This is a genomic window from Litoribacter ruber (assembly GCF_018500185.1).
In the GTDB taxonomy this organism is placed as follows: domain Bacteria; phylum Bacteroidota; class Bacteroidia; order Cytophagales; family Cyclobacteriaceae; genus Litoribacter; species Litoribacter ruber.
The window spans coordinates 144,673-161,094 of sequence record NZ_JAHBGI010000006.1; the positions used below are offsets into that span (position 1 = coordinate 144,673).

At 43.3% G+C, this 16,422-nt stretch carries 19 protein-coding genes; 8 read left to right on the forward strand and 11 right to left on the reverse strand.

The annotated features are described in order from the left end of the window. Nucleotides 1-7: 7 nt before the first annotated feature. From egtD to KIH41_RS10780, 3 genes are all read right to left on the reverse strand, one after another. Nucleotides 8-973 carry an L-histidine N(alpha)-methyltransferase gene (egtD, locus tag KIH41_RS10770; protein ID WP_214162387.1) on the reverse strand — a complete coding sequence of 322 codons (966 nt, stop codon included), beginning with the start codon at nt 971-973 and terminating at the stop codon, nt 8-10. 4 nt (nt 974-977) lie between these two features. Next, a complete protein-coding gene (gene egtB / locus KIH41_RS10775; protein WP_213945926.1) occupies nt 978-2,123 on the reverse strand; it encodes an ergothioneine biosynthesis protein EgtB in 1,146 nt (381 codons plus the stop codon). A 70-nt stretch (nt 2,124-2,193) separates the two neighbouring features. Next, nucleotides 2,194-3,141 (reverse strand): succinylglutamate desuccinylase/aspartoacylase family protein, encoded by a 948-nt coding sequence (locus KIH41_RS10780; RefSeq protein ID WP_214162388.1) that lies wholly within the window; start codon nt 3,139-3,141, stop codon nt 2,194-2,196. Between the two features lie 99 nt (nt 3,142-3,240). Here KIH41_RS10780 and murB point away from each other — a divergent pair, with 99 nt between their 5' ends. After that, a complete protein-coding gene (gene murB, locus KIH41_RS10785; protein ID WP_213945928.1) occupies nt 3,241-4,254 on the forward strand; it encodes a UDP-N-acetylmuramate dehydrogenase in 1,014 nt (337 codons plus the stop codon). Here murB and KIH41_RS10790 read toward each other — a convergent pair. Further along, nucleotides 4,251-4,733, reverse strand: coding sequence for a deoxycytidylate deaminase (locus KIH41_RS10790; protein WP_213945929.1), 483 nt, complete (start codon nt 4,731-4,733; stop codon nt 4,251-4,253). The genes murB and KIH41_RS10790 overlap by 4 nt on opposite strands. Before the next feature lie 180 nt (nt 4,734-4,913). On the opposite strand from KIH41_RS10790, the gene KIH41_RS10795 reads away from it, so the two are divergent. From KIH41_RS10795 to KIH41_RS10810, 4 genes are all read left to right on the forward strand, one after another. Further along, on the forward strand, nt 4,914-5,453 hold the full coding sequence (locus KIH41_RS10795; protein ID WP_246535414.1) for a DUF4136 domain-containing protein: 540 nt from the start codon (nt 4,914-4,916) through the stop codon (nt 5,451-5,453). Nucleotides 5,454-5,650: 197 nt separating this feature from the next. Next, entirely contained in the window at nt 5,651-6,010 is a 360-nt protein-coding gene (locus KIH41_RS10800) for a response regulator (RefSeq protein WP_213945930.1), read from the forward strand. A 179-nt stretch (nt 6,011-6,189) separates the two neighbouring features. Then, a complete protein-coding gene (locus KIH41_RS10805) occupies nt 6,190-6,390 on the forward strand; it encodes a hypothetical protein (protein WP_213945931.1) in 201 nt (66 codons plus the stop codon). 128 nt (nt 6,391-6,518) lie between these two features. Then, nucleotides 6,519-6,662: a hypothetical protein gene (locus KIH41_RS10810; RefSeq protein ID WP_213945932.1), complete on the forward strand. Its 144-nt coding sequence runs from the start codon at nt 6,519-6,521 to the stop codon at nt 6,660-6,662. 43 nt (nt 6,663-6,705) lie between these two features. On the opposite strand, the gene KIH41_RS10815 is transcribed toward KIH41_RS10810, so the two are convergent. Next, nucleotides 6,706-8,310, reverse strand: coding sequence for a peptide MFS transporter (locus KIH41_RS10815; RefSeq protein ID WP_214162389.1), 1,605 nt, complete (start codon nt 8,308-8,310; stop codon nt 6,706-6,708). A gap of 296 nt (nt 8,311-8,606) precedes the next feature. Between KIH41_RS10815 and pckA the strand changes: the two genes are divergently transcribed. After that, nucleotides 8,607-10,208: a phosphoenolpyruvate carboxykinase (ATP) gene (gene pckA / locus KIH41_RS10820; protein ID WP_214162390.1), complete on the forward strand. Its 1,602-nt coding sequence runs from the start codon at nt 8,607-8,609 to the stop codon at nt 10,206-10,208. A 66-nt stretch (nt 10,209-10,274) separates the two neighbouring features. Here pckA and KIH41_RS10825 read toward each other — a convergent pair whose 3' ends face one another. Beyond that, nucleotides 10,275-10,544, reverse strand: a complete 270-nt coding sequence (locus tag KIH41_RS10825) for a hypothetical protein (protein ID WP_213945935.1) — start codon at nt 10,542-10,544, stop codon at nt 10,275-10,277. 110 nt (nt 10,545-10,654) lie between these two features. Here KIH41_RS10825 and KIH41_RS10830 point away from each other — a divergent pair, with 110 nt between their 5' ends. Continuing rightward, nucleotides 10,655-11,089, forward strand: coding sequence for a peptidylprolyl isomerase (locus tag KIH41_RS10830; protein ID WP_213945936.1), 435 nt, complete (start codon nt 10,655-10,657; stop codon nt 11,087-11,089). Nucleotides 11,090-11,156: 67 nt separating this feature from the next. On the opposite strand, the gene KIH41_RS10835 is transcribed toward KIH41_RS10830, so the two are convergent. The 4 genes from KIH41_RS10835 to KIH41_RS10850 form a co-directional block, all read right to left on the reverse strand. After that, complete coding sequence (locus tag KIH41_RS10835) at nt 11,157-12,443, reverse strand: NupC/NupG family nucleoside CNT transporter (protein WP_214162391.1); 1,287 nt, start codon at nt 12,441-12,443, stop codon at nt 11,157-11,159. Between the two features lie 134 nt (nt 12,444-12,577). Next, nucleotides 12,578-13,183 (reverse strand): bifunctional nuclease family protein, encoded by a 606-nt coding sequence (locus tag KIH41_RS10840; protein ID WP_214162392.1) that lies wholly within the window; start codon nt 13,181-13,183, stop codon nt 12,578-12,580. A 6-nt stretch (nt 13,184-13,189) separates the two neighbouring features. Then, nucleotides 13,190-14,155 carry an electron transfer flavoprotein subunit alpha/FixB family protein gene (locus KIH41_RS10845; protein WP_214162393.1) on the reverse strand — a complete coding sequence of 322 codons (966 nt, stop codon included), beginning with the start codon at nt 14,153-14,155 and terminating at the stop codon, nt 13,190-13,192. Nucleotides 14,156-14,184: 29 nt separating this feature from the next. Then, a complete protein-coding gene (locus KIH41_RS10850) occupies nt 14,185-14,922 on the reverse strand; it encodes an electron transfer flavoprotein subunit beta/FixA family protein (RefSeq protein WP_214162394.1) in 738 nt (245 codons plus the stop codon). Nucleotides 14,923-14,995: 73 nt separating this feature from the next. Between KIH41_RS10850 and KIH41_RS10855 the strand changes: the two genes are divergently transcribed. Then, entirely contained in the window at nt 14,996-15,328 is a 333-nt protein-coding gene (locus KIH41_RS10855; protein WP_213945941.1) for a tetratricopeptide repeat protein, read from the forward strand. Here KIH41_RS10855 and KIH41_RS10860 read toward each other — a convergent pair. Next, nucleotides 15,325-16,326, reverse strand: coding sequence for a quinone oxidoreductase family protein (locus KIH41_RS10860; RefSeq protein WP_213945942.1), 1,002 nt, complete (start codon nt 16,324-16,326; stop codon nt 15,325-15,327). The genes KIH41_RS10855 and KIH41_RS10860 overlap by 4 nt on opposite strands. Nucleotides 16,327-16,422: the final 96 nt, after the last annotated feature.

Below are 16,422 nucleotides of genomic sequence, written 5' to 3' on the forward strand. Positions count from 1 at the left end.
TTGAAATTTAGGATTTCACCCAGAGGCTATCCGAGAAAAAAGCTTCGTCATCCATAAAATTCTTCTCTACTTTAAACCCTTTTTCCTGGCTTAAGGCGTCAATATCATGAAGCCCATATTTTTTGGAAACTTCGGTGAAAATTGGTTCTGCATGGGTAAATTGAAAGGTTTTATGGAGAGCCTCGATGAAAACCTGTTGTTCTTCCATACTCACCAAGAAACTTTTGCATTCCCCACTTACCGGATCGTAAATGGGCCAATGCTTGAATTTATTAAGCTCAAAATTCCCTCCCAATTCCCTATTGATTCTTTCCAATAGATTTAAATTAAAATCCCTGGTCACTCCCTGAGCATCATTGTATGCCGCCAAAATAAGTTCAGGGTCTTTTTTCAAGTCAAAACCCATCAAGAGTCCATCATTTATCCTAAGCGAATCTGAAATCCTGTCTAATAGCTCTTTGGCGTCTTCTTCCAGAAAATTGCCATAATTGGATCCCAAAAACAGCATAAGGGTTGGGCTGCCGTTATCCCATTCGCGGTCCTTCAAAGCGTGTCTGTAGGTCCCTGTGATTGGATGGACTTTTACTTGGGGACATATCTCTTTAAGGTCCTCTTCCAGCTCCTTCAATACGTAACCCGAGATATCAATGGGAAAATAGGTAAACTCCACTTTCTGATCACATAAATATTGAATAAGTATTTTGGTTTTTAAGCCATTCCCGGCACCGAGCTCCACCAGGTTAAAAGGCTTTCCCGATTTTGCAAACCTGTCCAGGATTTGGGCCTTATAGGTTTCCAAAATTGCATATTCGGTGCGTGTAAGGTAATATTCCGGCAATGCCATAATAGCCTGAAAGAGCTTGTCGCCCTTCTCATCATAGAAATACTTGGAGGGGAGTGTTTTGAGCGGGGATGAAAGCCCCTGAAGCACATCCTGGGCAAAAATTTGGTCGTAAGTGGTAGTGTGGTTCATATAGTTATTTAGCTAATCTAATTCCTGAAAATTGCCATCTGGATGGCGTACTGAAAAAATTCCTATAGGTTTTTCTGGAGTGATTTGGAGAAGTGGCAATTGACGCCCCTCTCAAAACCATCTGGTTCACCATAAATTTCCCGTTATACTCCCCTATCGCCCCGGGAGCCTTGGCGTATCTGGGGTAGGGCAAATAGGCCGAACTGGTCCACTCCCACCGCTGTCCCCAGTCAAATTGGTCGGAGGCAGCCTCCCATTCGAATTCGGTGGGAAGCCTACAGCCTTTCCAAGCGGCATAAGCAGCAGCCTCGTAAAACGAAATATGGGCTACCGGGGCATCCCACTCAATCGGTTTTAGTCCATTAAGAGTATAATAAAAAAATTGATCGTTTTGTTTGTGCCAGTAAAGGGGTTTGTCGAATTCATGCTTATTTAACCAATCCCAGCCCTCCGAGTGCCAAAAGTTGTGATCTTCATAGCCACCGGCCTCCATAAATTCTAGAAACTCTCTATTGGTCACCAAGCTTTTGGAGATCTCAAAGGGCTCCAAAAAAACTTTGTGACGGCCATGTTCATTGTCATAAGAAAAGCCGTCTCCCTCAAACCCTATTTCATACAGTCCTTCTGTCATCTTAACCCAACCTTCTGCGTCTTGAACCTTATATTCATTGCAGTCCAATACTACCGGAAATAAGGGATTGAGGGAAAGGTTGTATTTTAAATCTGTAAGCAATAGCTCCTGATGCTGCTGTTCATGATTGAGCCCCAACACCATCAAATCGTGGATTTTTTGGTTGATTTCTGTTTTTTGGAAAAAGCGCTCAACACCCCGATTCACATGGTCTCTATATGCAAAGACCTCCCTCACGGTAGGCCTCGTCATCAGGCCACGATGATCCCGTTGGGTTCGGTCTCCCTTACCATTGTAGTAACTATTAAAAAGAAAATTGAAGTCTGGATGAAATTCCGAATACTCTGGGTCGAGCTCCTTCAATACAAAAGTCTCAAAAAACCAGGTTGTATGGGCAAGGTGCCATTTGGTCGGGCTAACTTCTTCGCTGGCTTGGATTACAAAATCTTCTGTTTCGAGGTTTTCGCTGAGTTCTTCAGTTAAACCTCTAACAGATTTGAATTGCTCAAAATTAATCATTTCAAAGTTTTAAAAGGTGAAACGATTCAATTTAGCAATTTTTTTATTAAAATTTAAATATTTATTATCACTAAACCCGACCTATGTGGACGAGCGCATCGCCTGCATTTACAACTGGCTGATTGTTAAGACCTACCACATAGCCGTTTGACGTACTTTTCACAGGGACCTTCACCTGTCCATAAGGATCAGATATCTTGGCTAACATTTGCCCCTTCTTTACTTGCTCGCCCAACTTGACGGTGGGTACAAAAATCCCTGAAATCTTGGCCCTGAGCCAAGAGCTTTCTGTTACCACCAGAGACTCCCGCAGCTGCAGGTCTCCTTCTATCATCCCCAAATATTGCAACATCCTCTTGGTACCGGCTATGGCCTCTTCCACAGATAAATCATCCAGCCTCATCGATTCCCCGCCTTCATATACCAAGATATGCTTATTGTTTTTGAAAGCTTCTTTTCGGAATGATTTGTCAATATGGGGAGAATTAATAATGAAGTAAGAGCCAAATGCTTTCGCAAGATCCAAACCCATTTTGTCCTTAAAATCCACCCGGATTTGGGGATAATTGCTGAGCATCCTGCCACCCGTATGGATATCAATACCGTAATCGATGTGAGGGATGATTTCCGTGGTCAAGATATTGGCAATTTGCGAGGCCAGAGAACCTTTGTTGCTTCCTGGGAAGCTTCTATTCAGGTCCCTTCCATCGGGAAATGTACGGCTGTTGCTCAAAAATCCATACACATTTACCAAAGGAATAAAAATCAGGGTCCCCTTGATCGGGTCAAACATTTCCTCCTCAAGCATCTTTTTCACCGTCACGATCCCATTGATTTCATCCCCGTGCACTCCCCCGCTAATTAAAACCACCGGACCTTCCTGTTTGGAACGTTTTATGAATACCGGCAGATCAATCAAAGTATGCGTAGGAAGTCGCGCAATCGCTATGTCTATATTGATGGATTGTCCGGGCCTGATATTGACGCCATTGATGATAATTTCCTTATTTTCCTTCATCTAGTTCTGGTTTGGGTTGAGGTGAAAATCGGAAGGCAAAAAAGCCAATTCCTTTCTTATTGGCCAAAAACTTATTTAATTCGCAATAATAAACAAGGCATGAATATACAAGAAAACATTTCTTTAAAAGAATACAATACCTTCGGAATTGACAAAAAAGCGCGTTTTTTCACAGAGGCCCATAATATTGAGGATATTTTGGAAGCACAGCAGTTTGCCAGAGATAAAGGGCTGGAGCTTTTTGTTCTTGGCGGAGGCAGCAATATACTTCTCACCCAAGATCTAAATGCGGTAGTTTTAAAAATAAATCTATGCGGAATTGAGCTACTAGAAGAGAATGAGGACTCGGTTTTGGTGAAGGTCGGAGCCGGCGAGGTATGGCATGATTTTGTACTTGAGGCGATATCAAGAAATTGGGCCGGGGTGGAAAACCTAAGCCTTATCCCCGGAACGGTTGGCGCTTCCCCAATGCAAAACATTGGGGCCTATGGGGTAGAGATCAAAGAAATATTCCACAGCTTGGAAGCTGTGGAAAGGTCCACTGGCAAAGTCAAAACATTCACCCAGCAAGAGTGCCAGTTTGGATATAGGGAGAGCATTTTCAAAACCACAGAGAAAGGGAAATTCATCATCACCTCGGTTACTTTCCAGCTCAGCAAACAACCGGTTTTCAACACCAGTTATGGAGCCATTTCTGATACGTTGAAAGCCATGAAAGTGACAGATCTGAATCTAAAGGCCATTAGTGACGCAGTAATCCAAATCAGACAAAGTAAACTTCCAGACCCCAAAAAAATTGGTAATGCCGGCAGCTTTTTTAAAAACCCAACCATCGCTGAAGGGCAATACCAAGAATTGAAAGCAACGCACCCATCTATCCCAGGGTATCCTAACGACGAAGGAGTAAAAGTACCTGCTGCTTGGCTGATTGAGCAGGCCGGCTGGAAAGGCAAGCGTTTTGGCCAAATTGGCGTACATGAATTGCAGCCATTGGTACTGGTTAATTATGGGGATGGTGAGGGTGCGGATATCAAAGCTCTAAGCCGTAAAATCCAAGAAGATGTGAAAAGCAAATTCGGGATTGACCTACACCCGGAGGTCAATTTCATTTAGATCAATACGTCCTGGAATTCTATTTCCTTTTCGTATTTCTCCACTTCCACTCCAAATTTCCTCAGAAAAGCCAACCCCTCGTCTTCCTTCAAACCTTTGTATTCCGCATAGCTAAAAAGGAAGACGACTTTGGCTATGCCCATGCTGAATATAATCCGTGCACAAGCCAAGCAAGGCGCCAATGTCACATACAGCGTTGAACCTTCCACAGAGGCATTATTTTTTACCGCATATAATATGGCATTCTGCTCCGCATGAAGGGCAAGTGAGCAACTCCCCTTGCTGTCCCTGCTGCAGCCGTGCTCAGGGAATTCTTCATCGCAATTGTGCGTGCCTGGAGGTGGCCCATTATACCCAATGGAGATGATCCTGGTTTCTTTGGTCAATACCGCACCCACATGCTTTTTAATACAGTGCGAACGCTTGGCCAGATTGACGGCCAGCTCCATAAAAATATCATCAAAATCCGGCTTTGCCATTTTTGTCTCAAATATTTGATTGCCACAAATGTAAGGAATGGCGGCAATTTAGGCTATTCCCTTTAATATTATTTAAAGTTTCCAGCACAACCTGTCCATTTTCTGGCCGTTAATTACCTTGAAAATGGAAAGTCTGAAGGTGCAATACCTTCCCTAAACATATATTACCAGAAGTTTATCATGAAATCAAATATTAAATTAATCCCAGTCATCGCTTTGATGGCCATCGTTTCTTTGGCTTGCAGTCCTGTGAAGGTATATACGGAGAAAAGCGATTTTGTCGAAGCCAAGCAGTACCAGACCTTTGCCATACTCAGTGAGGTAAAAGGCAAGCCCGCTTTCAACTCACCCATAGTAGAGGAAAGACTCCAGCAACATTTGGTGGAAGGGATGGAGCAGAGAGGTTTTTCCTATAATGCAGACCAGCCCGACCTGATCATCCGCTACAATACCGATGTGACGCCCAATCAGCGCATCATTTACCCCAACCCCTATGACATGTGGTGGCCCATGTGGGGACCTCCTACTACCCGGACACAAAAGTATGACCAGGGTGAGGTTATCATAGATTTCATCGATCCGCAGGCCGACCGCGTGATCATGAGGGCAACAGCTGTGGGCACGGTGAACAATCCGGATGAAAAGCAAAAAAAGGTAAAAGCAGCAGTTGACAAGATTCTAAAAGAATTCTCTACCAAACTAGTCAACGTCAATTCTTGACCTCCCCGATAAACATATATTGGGCATCCTAGTGAATCCAAAGCTAACCCGCTGATTCACTAGGATTAAAAATGTATTTTAAGTACAAAAAATTTGCTTTCGAATAAAATATTTTGCAATTTGTATTGCGTGATAATATTTAATAACTACTTTTACATCATTATTTATGCTATTCGACACCCATATTTTGTACTTCAATGGTTAAGATTGTTCTGATTGATGACGACCCTATCAGTACTTTTGTGACGGAAAAACTGATTTCCAAGAACATAAAAGAACCTTGCGAGATTTTTAAATTTGATAAGGCCACTGATGCTCTAGAGCGCATTACCAATATAAATCCCAATTATTTGTTTCTGGATTTGAATATGCCTGAAATGAACGGTTGGGAATTTTTAGATGCCTTTACCTCCAGAGAAACTCATTACCCTGAAATCTACATCCTGAGCAGCTCCGTAGATGAAAGCGACATCAATAAAGCCATGAATTATTCGGTGGTGAAGCGCTATTTGTCCAAACCGCTGGTAAAAAAATACATACGCACCATTTTCAATTGACAAAAATTTGGCCCTGATAATTTCAGGGCTTTTTTCTTACCCCTCCACACCACACCCCTTATACAATCCACTGAAAACCAAATTCTTATATAGATATTTTTTTTTGATAATTTTTTATTTACACAAATAGTTAATTCTCTTTCAATTAATATATTTGTATCAAACAAACCATTATCCTTATGTTTGACGATTTTGATGACGACATGGATGAGCTCAATGACATTGATGATGATGTCAACGAGTTCGAGGCCGAATTCCGCGAAGAAGTTTACGATTTAGATGAAGAAAATGAATTCGTAGACGACAGTTATGTTGATTTCGATGATGACCTCAGCGAAGACGATGGGGACTTCGAAGATTTTGACGATGAGATCGATTAAAAACACCCTTTAAAAGAACGTAAGCCAACCTGATAGAGGTTGGTTTTGTTTTTAGGTACATATTCCTTTGTCTTAAGGTGAGTCTGTATTAAATTGCGCAAAATTTGAAACTATAAATCCACTTTCATATGCTATTGGAAATTTTCAGCGCTCCGATCATGCCAGGAGCCCAGACGTTTTTACTAATCGTCAGTATTTTAGTAGGCCTAGGAGCCGGTATCACTGCCATCGATTTTAGAAAGTCTGTCAGCAAAGACAAAAATGAACATTAATAATAGCAAAAAGGGCCGTTTCATCAGAAACGGCCCTTTTTGTTTAGTGGACTTCCTTCATCCATTTATTCATAAACGGCGAGAGGATCAACACGATAACCGCCCCTGCCATGGCATACTGCGCAATAAGCACAAAACCATCCGCATATACATCCAAAGTTGCCAATCCGGCTGTAGCCCTACCTTCGGTGTTTTCCACGGATAGTTGCTTGGCGATGAATCCTACGATCTGAAATGCATAAGCCGAGGACAAAAACCAAACCCCCATCATAAAGGCCACCAACCGGGCCGGTGAAAGGGACGTAATCTTCGACAGACCTACCGGGGACATAAACAATTCACCAGAGGAAATCAACAGATACATTAATATCAAATAAATAAAGGGTACGTACCCTTGCGCATCAGCAAATACCCTACTGAATCCGAGGATATAAAACCCAACCGCCATAAGTCCCAGCCCGAAAGAAAACTTATAAGGAGTCCTTGGGTTGAGTTTGGCTTTGTCAAGACCAGTCCACATCTTAGAGACAGGTATGGAAAGCAAGATGATGAATATCGGGTTTATGGCATTCGTTTCGGCGGCCCCAATCGACCAGTTTCCTTCCACAAACGGAAGCCATCCAAAGCTGATGTCGGGCAGGATGACATTCCTATCGGCAAAAAGCGTGATCACACTTCCACTAAGCTCATGGAACCCCCAGAACAGGGTCATGAAAATGGTCAGCAAAATAGCCACGAAGAGCTTGCCTCTTTCAGCAGCGGAGGCCCTGTAAATTTCATACCCCAAGTAAACCAAGATGGCCAAACTTATGCCATAAAACAATACGTTGACAATAGTCACTTCGCCTAGAAACGTATTTCCCCCACCAATATAATTGTAGGAAGAAATCAGAAAAGCGATAAAGGGTACCGCAAGTACAGCGAGTATAGGAATCAAGGTCCCCAATGGAATCCCCATCACTTTTTCCTTTAATTTTTCTGGGTTTGGAGGAAGGCCTTTGTCCATAAATACACCTTTTCTCATCCCATTCCAAAAGAAAAACAGGCCTAAAAGCATCCCTACACCCGCCAAGCCGAAACCGTAATGCCAACCATAATAGGTGGCAAGAAGTCCGCAGAGAATCGGTGAGGCAGCTGCACCGATATTGATCCCCATATAGAATATGGTAAATCCGGAATCCTTGCGGGGATCAGTAGCCCGATAAAGGGAGCCTACAAAGGTGGAAATGTTGGGTTTGAAGAACCCATTACCCACTACGATTAGGGCGAGGGCTAGGAAAAATGCCACATTGTTTTCAATGGCCAAAACAAAATGCCCTACGGACATCAAAAGACCTCCAAGCATAATGGATTTTCGGAATCCCAAGTAGGAATCGGAAATTTTACCTCCAATGACCGGGGAAGCATATACTAGGGATCCATAAGCAGAATAAATTACTGCGGACACTGCATCTCTGTTGGCCAATGCCTGAAAGATCTCATTTACCATGTAGAGCATCAACAGGGCCCTCATCCCGTAAAATGAAAATCTTTCCCAAAGCTCCGCAAAGAACAGATAAAATAACCCTTTCGGGTGGCCAAACAACTCCGGTTCGGTCAGGTTTTCAGGCGCATGGTGCTTGCCCTGATACATTTCTTCGTTTTCCAACTCTATATATTTAGGTTCAAATTCAATTTCGCACCTGCAATGATAACAGATTTTTTCGAATTGAAGGAAATTGCCCGAAGGGAACTCTAAAACCGATTGCGATATTTTGAAAATTAAGGGTAGATAAACAGTAATATTTTGTGTATTTTTTGTTATTTTTAATTATTGTTTAAAATCTAACCAATGGGTTATGAAAACGATTGAATTGCGAATAAATCCACTTTTTTGGCATACTACTTGTCAATTATATCTATCTTTACGCAACAAATTAACAATCCTTTTTAATACCCAAAATTATGCAAGATCTTATGCTCAAGTCTGCTGAAAAAACACTGTCTTCAATAGGAATCGAAAAGGTCAACAAGGCCTTTTGGAACTTGTCTCCGGCAGAACTAGTAGAACATGCCCTTCAAAACAAGGAAGGCAAACTCACTAATGACGGAGCCTTGATGGCTGACACTGGTAAATTTACCGGAAGATCCCCGAAGGACAGATTTGTAGTCAAAGACGACAAAACCGCAGAAAGCGTATGGTGGGGAGATATCAACATCCCGATCAGCCAAGAAAACTTTGACGGCCTACACCAGAAAATGGTGAAATTTTTGGCAGACAAAAACGTCTATGTGAGAGACGCCTATGCCGGTGCCGACCCAAATTACCGTTTGAACCTTCGTGTAGTCAACACCCACGCTTGGCAAAACCTATTTTGCCACAACATGTTTCTCCGCCCTACTGCAGAGGAATTGGAAGATTTCGATCCAAATTTCACCATCATCTGTGCCCCGGAATTTGAGGCAGACCCTGAGGTGGATGGAACGAGACAGAAAAACTTTGCTATCCTCAACCTTTCCAAGAGAATGATTTTGATTGGAGGCACTGGATACGCCGGAGAGATGAAGAAAGGAATTTTCTCTGTACTAAACTATATCCTTCCTCACGAGCATGAAGTGCTTTCTATGCACTGCTCAGCCAACATAGGCAATGAAGGCGATACCGCTATCTTCTTTGGTCTATCGGGTACCGGAAAGACCACTTTGTCAGCAGATCCTCAGAGAGGCCTAATTGGCGACGATGAGCACGGCTGGACTGAGAATGCGATCTTTAACTTTGAAGGGGGGTGCTATGCCAAGGTGATTGACTTGACAAGAGAAAAAGAGCCGGATATTTGGGATGCCATCAAATTTGGGGCGATCGTAGAAAACACGAGATTCTACCCAAATTCCAGAACTGTAGACTATTCAAACAGCGAAGTAACTGAAAACACACGGACTGCATACCCAATTCACCATATTTCCAATGCAGTATCTCCTTCAGTGGGAAATATTCCTAAAAACATCTTCTTCTTGACAGCGGATGCATTTGGGGTGATCCCTCCGATCTCCAAGCTGAACACCAGTCAGGCCATGTACCACTTTATCTCTGGATACACTGCCAAAGTAGCCGGTACTGAAGTAGGCATCACGGAGCCTCAAACCACCTTCTCTGCCTGTTTTGGAGCAGCCTTCCTTCCTTTGCACCCAACGCAGTATGCGACACTTTTTGGCAAAAAGATGGAAGAAAATGATGTAAACGTATGGTTGATCAACACAGGCTGGACTGGTGGTCCTTACGGAATCGGCAGCAGAATGAAGCTAAAATACACCAGAGCCATGATCACTGCGGCATTGGAAAATCAGCTGGACAATGTGGAATTCAAAAAGCATGACATCTTTGGCGTAGAAGTGCCTCAGACTTGTCCTAACGTTCCGGATGAAGTATTGAATCCAAGAGAAACTTGGTCTGACAAGGCTGCTTATGACGCAAAAGCGCAAGAGCTGGCTAAGTCATTCGTGAAAAACTTCGAAAAATATGCTGACTATGCCAGCGAAGAGATCCTATCTGGAGCTCCTAAGGTATAAACACCTATATATTATATAAACCCAAATATAAAACGGGCCAACCTCAGTGGTGGCCCGTTTTTATTATTACTCCTCTTCCTTATCCAAGCCGTGCTCCTGTTCAAATTGGTTTCTGCGGATTTCAAACCGTTCAAGTTCCTCATTCAGCATATCCAGAGATTCATTATACCTGGAATAGAGATCCCCCATATTTTTCTCCATGTTCGTAAAACTGAATTCCATGGCGTCCAATTGTAACTGGCTGGCTTTCTCAATCAAGGCCACCTGACTGTTTTTTAGATCCTCAAGTAGTCGGAGAGCCCGATCCATTTTCTCTAATTTTTCTCTATTGTTCATAATGCTATACAAGTTGGTAGTCTTAATTTAATCAAATTCTTTATCCTAATGTTTAAATTAATTTGACCTCCCCATGAGAATCAGTATTTTTGCAAAAATCAAAATCAAATATGAGAACAGGAGAAATACATACCGCCAAAGGAGTCATGAAGGTTTCCTTCTACGACGAAGACGCCCCAAAGACCGTTGATAACTTTGTAAAACTATCCAAAGAGGGTTTCTATGACGGACTTACTTTTCACCGAGTAATCCCTAATTTCGTAATCCAGGGAGGTTGCCCTAATGGAACGGGTGCCGGTGGCCCAGGATATACCATAGACTGCGAACTTAACGGCGATAACCAACACCACGAAAAAGGCGTGCTAAGCATGGCTCATGCAGGAAGAAACACAGGCGGAAGCCAATTCTTCATTTGCCATAATAGAGATAATACTCGCCATTTGGATAGAAACCACACTTGCTTTGGAAAAGTAACTGAAGGTTTGGACATTATCGACCAAATCAAAGCTGGTGATAAAATCGAGAAAATTGTTATCAACGACTAATCAAAAGTAAAACTATTAAAAAAGCCATGGAGTTAATTCCATGGCTTTTTTTAATGTCTTTATCTTATCAGCTAAACAATGCCCCAGCAATGGTCGCAGTCATCAAGCAGGCCAATGTGGCTGCCAACAATGCCCTCATCCCCAATTTTGAAAGGTTACCCTGCTGGTTGGGCGCAATTGATCCGATACCACCTACTTGGATGGCAATGGAGCTAAAATTAGAGAACCCACAGAGGGCGTAGGTAGCAATTACCACTGACTTGGCAGAAAGCGTACCTGCCTGCTTCATATCAGCAAGACCTAAATAGGCTACAAACTCATTGATTACGGTTTTTTGTCCCAACAAAGAGCCCACCTGAAGAGAATCGGACCATTCTACTCCAATAATAAAGGCAAAAATCCTAAATACTTGTCCCAGAATATATTCTAAGGAAAAGCCGCTGAATTGCCCATTGGTGGATGCAACCACAAAAGAATTCAATCCGGTAACTTCCCCAATCAAACCGGTGAGAATGTAGTTTACGGCTGCAATTACCGCAATAAAGGCCAGAAGCATCCCGGCCACATTCACTGCCAGTCTCAAACCATCAGAGGCCCCTCTAGACATGGCGTCAATCAGATTGACTCCCATGTTTTCTTGGCTAACTTCTAGTTCATCGTTCAGGTTTTCCCGGTTGGTTTCTGGGATAATGATTTTGGACATAACAATCGCGGCAGGGGCATTCATGATACTTGCTCCCAAAAGATAAGCCGCAAACCTGCTTTGTTCCTCCAGACTATCACCTCCCAAGAAGGCCACATATCCTGCCAGCACCCCTCCTGCAATAGTAGCCATCCCCCCAGTCATCAAACACATGAGCTCAGAACGTGTCATGGTGGGCACAAATGGCCTAACCAGCAATGGGGCTTCCGTTTGCCCGAGAAAGATGTTGCCGGCTGCCGACAAGCTCTCCGCTCCAGACAGCCTCATGGTACGCGACATCACCCAGGCGATGGCAAAAACAACCTTTTGCAAAACACCCAAATAATAAAGCCCAGCTGAAACGGTGGAAAAGAAAATGATGGTGGGCAGTACCTGAAAGGCAAAAATAAACCCGAAGGAGTTGGTGGCCAAGTCCCCGAATAAAAATATCGCTCCATCACTGGAGAAGCTTAGAAACTTTACAAAACCACGGCTAACTGCGGAAAATATTTGGGCGACAAAGTCCACTTTGGTGATCAAAAACCCAAATACACACTGAAGAATTACCCCAATGCCTACCAAGCGCCAATCCACCGATCGCTTATTGGATGAAAAAATCAGCGCAAACGCAAGCAGGGCGACAATCCCTATAATACCTCTTATGTAATCCATTTATATCTTGACGAATTGCCCCTTGAACAGGACAATACATTATTTTTCAAGGCGGTAAAGATAATGGATTTTGGCTGGAATTTGTATACAAAAAACAAAAGCCTGAATAATCTTCAGGCTCTGTTTTCTATTTATCAATTACGTCTGTTTATCTCGTCCCGTATTCGGGCTGCTCGCTCATAATCCTCACTGTTAATGGCCTTGTCAAGCATCTGATTCAATTTCTCTAAACTGAAATCCTTCAGATTGCCCTCTGAAGAAGTGGCTTTGGCTGCTGGCTTTGGGGCTTTCTCCCCTCTGGCAGCGCTTTTTTCCTCTTCTTCCTCCTCCGTAAACTCAATGGCAGCTTCAGACATCACCTTCTGCGTGCAATAAATCGGGGCGTCAAAACGCACCGCTATGGCAATAGCATCAGAGGGTCTGGCATCAATCTCCACGTTTTTCACCGAACTTTGGCACACGATCTTGGCGTAAAACACCCCTTCGCGCATGTCAGAGATCAGTATATGGTCAATGGAAAAGTTGAAGTTGGCCGCAAATGATTTAAAAAGATCATGGGTCATAGGCCTATTAGGAATAATCTTCTCAATCTCTATAGCAATGGCTTGGGCTTCAAACATACCGATCACAATCGGCAGTCGCCTACTCCCATCCTGCTCACCCATCACCAAGGTAAAAGACCCCGATTGGGAATGATTGGAAGACAATCCTAATATTTCTAATTCTACAGTGTTATCCACAGCAAGTTATTTTAACGCTTTAACAGCTTCTGTAAGTTTTGGCAACACCTCAAATGCATCGCCGACAATTCCGTAGTCAGCTGCCTTGAAGAAAGGAGCTTCCGGATCTTTATTTATAACTACAATATACTTGGAAGAATTGACTCCTGCAAGATGTTGAATGGCTCCCGAGATACCCACAGCCACGTACAAGGTTGGCGCTACTTTCACACCTGTTTGCCCCACGTGCTCATGGTGAGGTCTCCATCCAATGTCTGACACCGGCTTGGAACAACCTGTGGCCGCTCCCAACTCCTTGGCTAAATCTTCGATAAGGTTCCAGTTTTCAGGCCCTTTCATACCCCTTCCTCCAGACACAACGATATCTGCTTCAGGCAAAAGAATATCACCGGTAGCCTGATCTGTAGAAGTAATTTTGGCAGCAAATACAGATTCATCAAGGCTCACCTCGAAATTTTCGACAGCGGCATCAGCACCATCCGTTTTCAGATCAATCGCGTTTTTCTTAACAGCCAAGATCTTGTTGTCGGTAGAAAGCTCAGTTTCAGCGAAAGCTTTTCCTGTATAAATGCTTCTTTTCACTTTGTAGCCTGAACCTGTATCGGGAAGGTCGGTGACGTTAGAGACCAACCCAGCATTCAGTTTGATCGCCAATCTGGCAGCCACTGCATCCCCAAGGGAACTTTTGGCAAGCACCAAAGTTTTGGCTCCTACTTTTTCAAACGCCTGTGCTACGGCAGCGGCATGCGCTTGGATCACGCCAGCGTTAAGTTTTTCGTCGTTAACATGAAGAACTTTGGCAGCGCCTGCCGAACCGGTCTTTCCAAGCTCACCTTGATCGATACTACCTAACGCAACCGCCGTTACGTCACCACCTTCTTTATCAGCCAAAGCCTTGGCAAAAGAGATGGCCTCCAATGATGTTTTTTTGATGGCTCCGTCAGCCTGTTCTATATAAACTAAAATAGACATATTTTTCAATTTTGAATTCAAACAATAAATTAAAGGACCTTGGCTTCGTTTTTCAAAAGCCTCACCAGCTCTTCCACATTGTCCTTATCGATAAGTTTCACATCACCTTTTGCAGGTGGTAGCTGAAACTCAACCACACTTGTGGCGGTCTCGTCAGATACGGCATCCACTACATTCAATGGCTTGGTTCTGGCAGACATGATTCCTCTCATGTTTGGGATTTTCCATTCGGCGATCGGCTCTTGGCATCCGGCAATAAAAGGAAGGCTGACCTCCAAATATTCCTTACCCCCTTCAATCTCTCTGGCCATTTTAGCAGTGCTGCCTTCAATGTCCAGCTTCATTACCGGCGAAATCGAAGGCATACCCAATAGCTCTCCCACCATTCCGTGAACCATACCTCCATTGAAGTCAATAGATTCTCTGCCCATAAGGATCAAATCATAACCACCCTCTTTGGCATAGTGGGCAATTTGCTTGGCTACAAAAAGTGAATCTTTTGGAAAGGCATTTACCCTAATGGCATCGTCAGCACCAATAGCCAAAGCTTTTCTGATGGTCGGCTCAGTTTCAGCCTCACCCACATTGAGTACGGTCAAACTTCCTCCTGTCTGTTCTTTCAATTCCACAGCCCTTGCCAATGCATAATCATCGTAAGGACCTATAATAAACTGAACACCAGACTTGTCGAATTTGGTGTTGTTATCTGTAAATTGAATTTTGGATGTTGTATCCGGCACGTGAGTGATGCATACAAGAATTTTCATATATTTTATTATTTTATTTTTCTTTAATTTGTCGTGAATTTAATGAATACAATGTTAATTAAAAAACGTAATCATGAGCAATTTAGGCCGTATTGAGCAACTACTGGACTTTGCAAAGGAAGAACCTGACAACCCATTCAACTTTTATGCTTTAGCTCTTGAATACCAGAACACCAACACTGAAAAAGGCGTCCATTATTTTAATTTGCTGCTTGAGAAGTTTCCGGAGTATCTCCCTACCTACTATCATGCGGGTCTGTTTTTTGAAAAAAAGAATGAGTTGGAAAAAGCAAAATCAATATTTGAACAGGGAATCTCCCTGGCAAAGGCTAAAAATGATAACCATGCCCAAAGGGAGCTGCAAAATGCTTACCAAAATTTTCTTTTTGAAAACGACCTTGATTAATCCATGCTGATAACAATCTTTCCGATCTGATCCCCGGCTTTCATCCTGTCAAATGCCTCGACAGCTTCTTCTAGCTTATAAACCTTGTCAATCACAGGCAAAATTTGTTTTTCCTGGACAAAGGCCAACATTTCCTTAAAATCGGCATCACTCCCCATAGTGCTTCCCTGGATGGTCAACTGATTCCAAAAAACCCTGCGCATATCCAGCTCCTTGGGATTGCCCAACGTGGCCCCATAAAAAACAAGCTTGGCACCTGGATTCATCACTTTGAGCAGTTTGCCCCAAGTATCCCCTACCGCGCTGTCAATGACCAAGTCAAAGCCACCGGTTTCTTTTTTTGCTTGCTCGGTCCATGCCTCCTCTTTATAATTAAACCCTCCTTTGGCACCTTGCTTTTTGGCCACCTCTATCTTTTGGTCATGTCCGCTGCTTACATACACTTCTCCACCTGCTGCTATGGCAAACTGAGCTGCATACTGGGCCACTCCCCCACCAAAACCAGTAACCAGCACTTTTTGGCCTTTCTCCACTTTTCCATGAAAGAAAACTGCCCGATACGCCGTGAGCCCCCCCAAGGGCAATGCACCAGCCTGTTCCCAATTAAAATGCTCTGGCTTTTCATGCAGCCTGTCTGCTTTGACAATGACATATTGGGCAAAAGTCCCATGAGAAGGCATGCCTAAGATCTCAAAATCCTTGGATTGGGCTTTTTGGTCTTCCCCCCAGTTCATGGCCGAATTGATAACCACTTCTGTCTCAAGCCACTTGGAGTCAACATTTTTGCCCACCTTGCTCACCACTCCAGCCCCATCGGAACCCAAAACCACACCATTGCGGATGTTTGGATATCGGCCTTCACGGCACCACTGATCCCGGTGATTTAAGGCTGCAGCCTTGACCTCAACCAGCACCTCATCATCTTTCAATTCTGGTAATTCTACCTCCCTGACCTCAATTTTGGAGGGATTTTTATCATTTAAGATTAGTCCTTTCATTTAAAAAACTGGATTAAAACCTTTTGCGAATATAACTTTAACCATTAAACCTTAACTAAAAACACAAAAAAGAGGCTGCGATACCACAGCCTCTTT

What these genes read in the sequence shown, in the direction of transcription:
- egtD (WP_214162387.1), bottom strand. Translation starts at nt 973, where the DNA reads ATGAACCACACTACCACTTACGACCAAATTTTTGCCCAGGATGTGCTT.
- egtB (WP_213945926.1), bottom strand. Translation starts at nt 2,123, where the DNA reads ATGATTAATTTTGAGCAATTCAAATCTGTTAGAGGTTTAACTGAAGAA.
- KIH41_RS10780 (WP_214162388.1), bottom strand. Translation starts at nt 3,141, where the DNA reads ATGAAGGAAAATAAGGAAATTATCATCAATGGCGTCAATATCAGGCCC.
- murB (WP_213945928.1), top strand. Translation starts at nt 3,241, where the DNA reads ATGAATATACAAGAAAACATTTCTTTAAAAGAATACAATACCTTCGGA.
- KIH41_RS10790 (WP_213945929.1), bottom strand. Translation starts at nt 4,733, where the DNA reads ATGGCAAAGCCGGATTTTGATGATATTTTTATGGAGCTGGCCGTCAAT.
- KIH41_RS10795 (WP_246535414.1), top strand. Translation starts at nt 4,914, where the DNA reads ATGAAATCAAATATTAAATTAATCCCAGTCATCGCTTTGATGGCCATC.
- KIH41_RS10800 (WP_213945930.1), top strand. Translation starts at nt 5,651, where the DNA reads ATGGTTAAGATTGTTCTGATTGATGACGACCCTATCAGTACTTTTGTG.
- KIH41_RS10805 (WP_213945931.1), top strand. Translation starts at nt 6,190, where the DNA reads ATGTTTGACGATTTTGATGACGACATGGATGAGCTCAATGACATTGAT.
- KIH41_RS10810 (WP_213945932.1), top strand. Translation starts at nt 6,519, where the DNA reads ATGCTATTGGAAATTTTCAGCGCTCCGATCATGCCAGGAGCCCAGACG.
- pckA (WP_214162390.1), top strand. Translation starts at nt 8,607, where the DNA reads ATGCAAGATCTTATGCTCAAGTCTGCTGAAAAAACACTGTCTTCAATA.
- KIH41_RS10825 (WP_213945935.1), bottom strand. Translation starts at nt 10,544, where the DNA reads ATGAACAATAGAGAAAAATTAGAGAAAATGGATCGGGCTCTCCGACTA.
- KIH41_RS10830 (WP_213945936.1), top strand. Translation starts at nt 10,655, where the DNA reads ATGAGAACAGGAGAAATACATACCGCCAAAGGAGTCATGAAGGTTTCC.
- KIH41_RS10835 (WP_214162391.1), bottom strand. Translation starts at nt 12,443, where the DNA reads ATGGATTACATAAGAGGTATTATAGGGATTGTCGCCCTGCTTGCGTTT.
- KIH41_RS10845 (WP_214162393.1), bottom strand. Translation starts at nt 14,155, where the DNA reads ATGTCTATTTTAGTTTATATAGAACAGGCTGACGGAGCCATCAAAAAA.
- KIH41_RS10850 (WP_214162394.1), bottom strand. Translation starts at nt 14,922, where the DNA reads ATGAAAATTCTTGTATGCATCACTCACGTGCCGGATACAACATCCAAA.
- KIH41_RS10855 (WP_213945941.1), top strand. Translation starts at nt 14,996, where the DNA reads ATGAGCAATTTAGGCCGTATTGAGCAACTACTGGACTTTGCAAAGGAA.
- KIH41_RS10860 (WP_213945942.1), bottom strand. Translation starts at nt 16,326, where the DNA reads ATGAAAGGACTAATCTTAAATGATAAAAATCCCTCCAAAATTGAGGTC.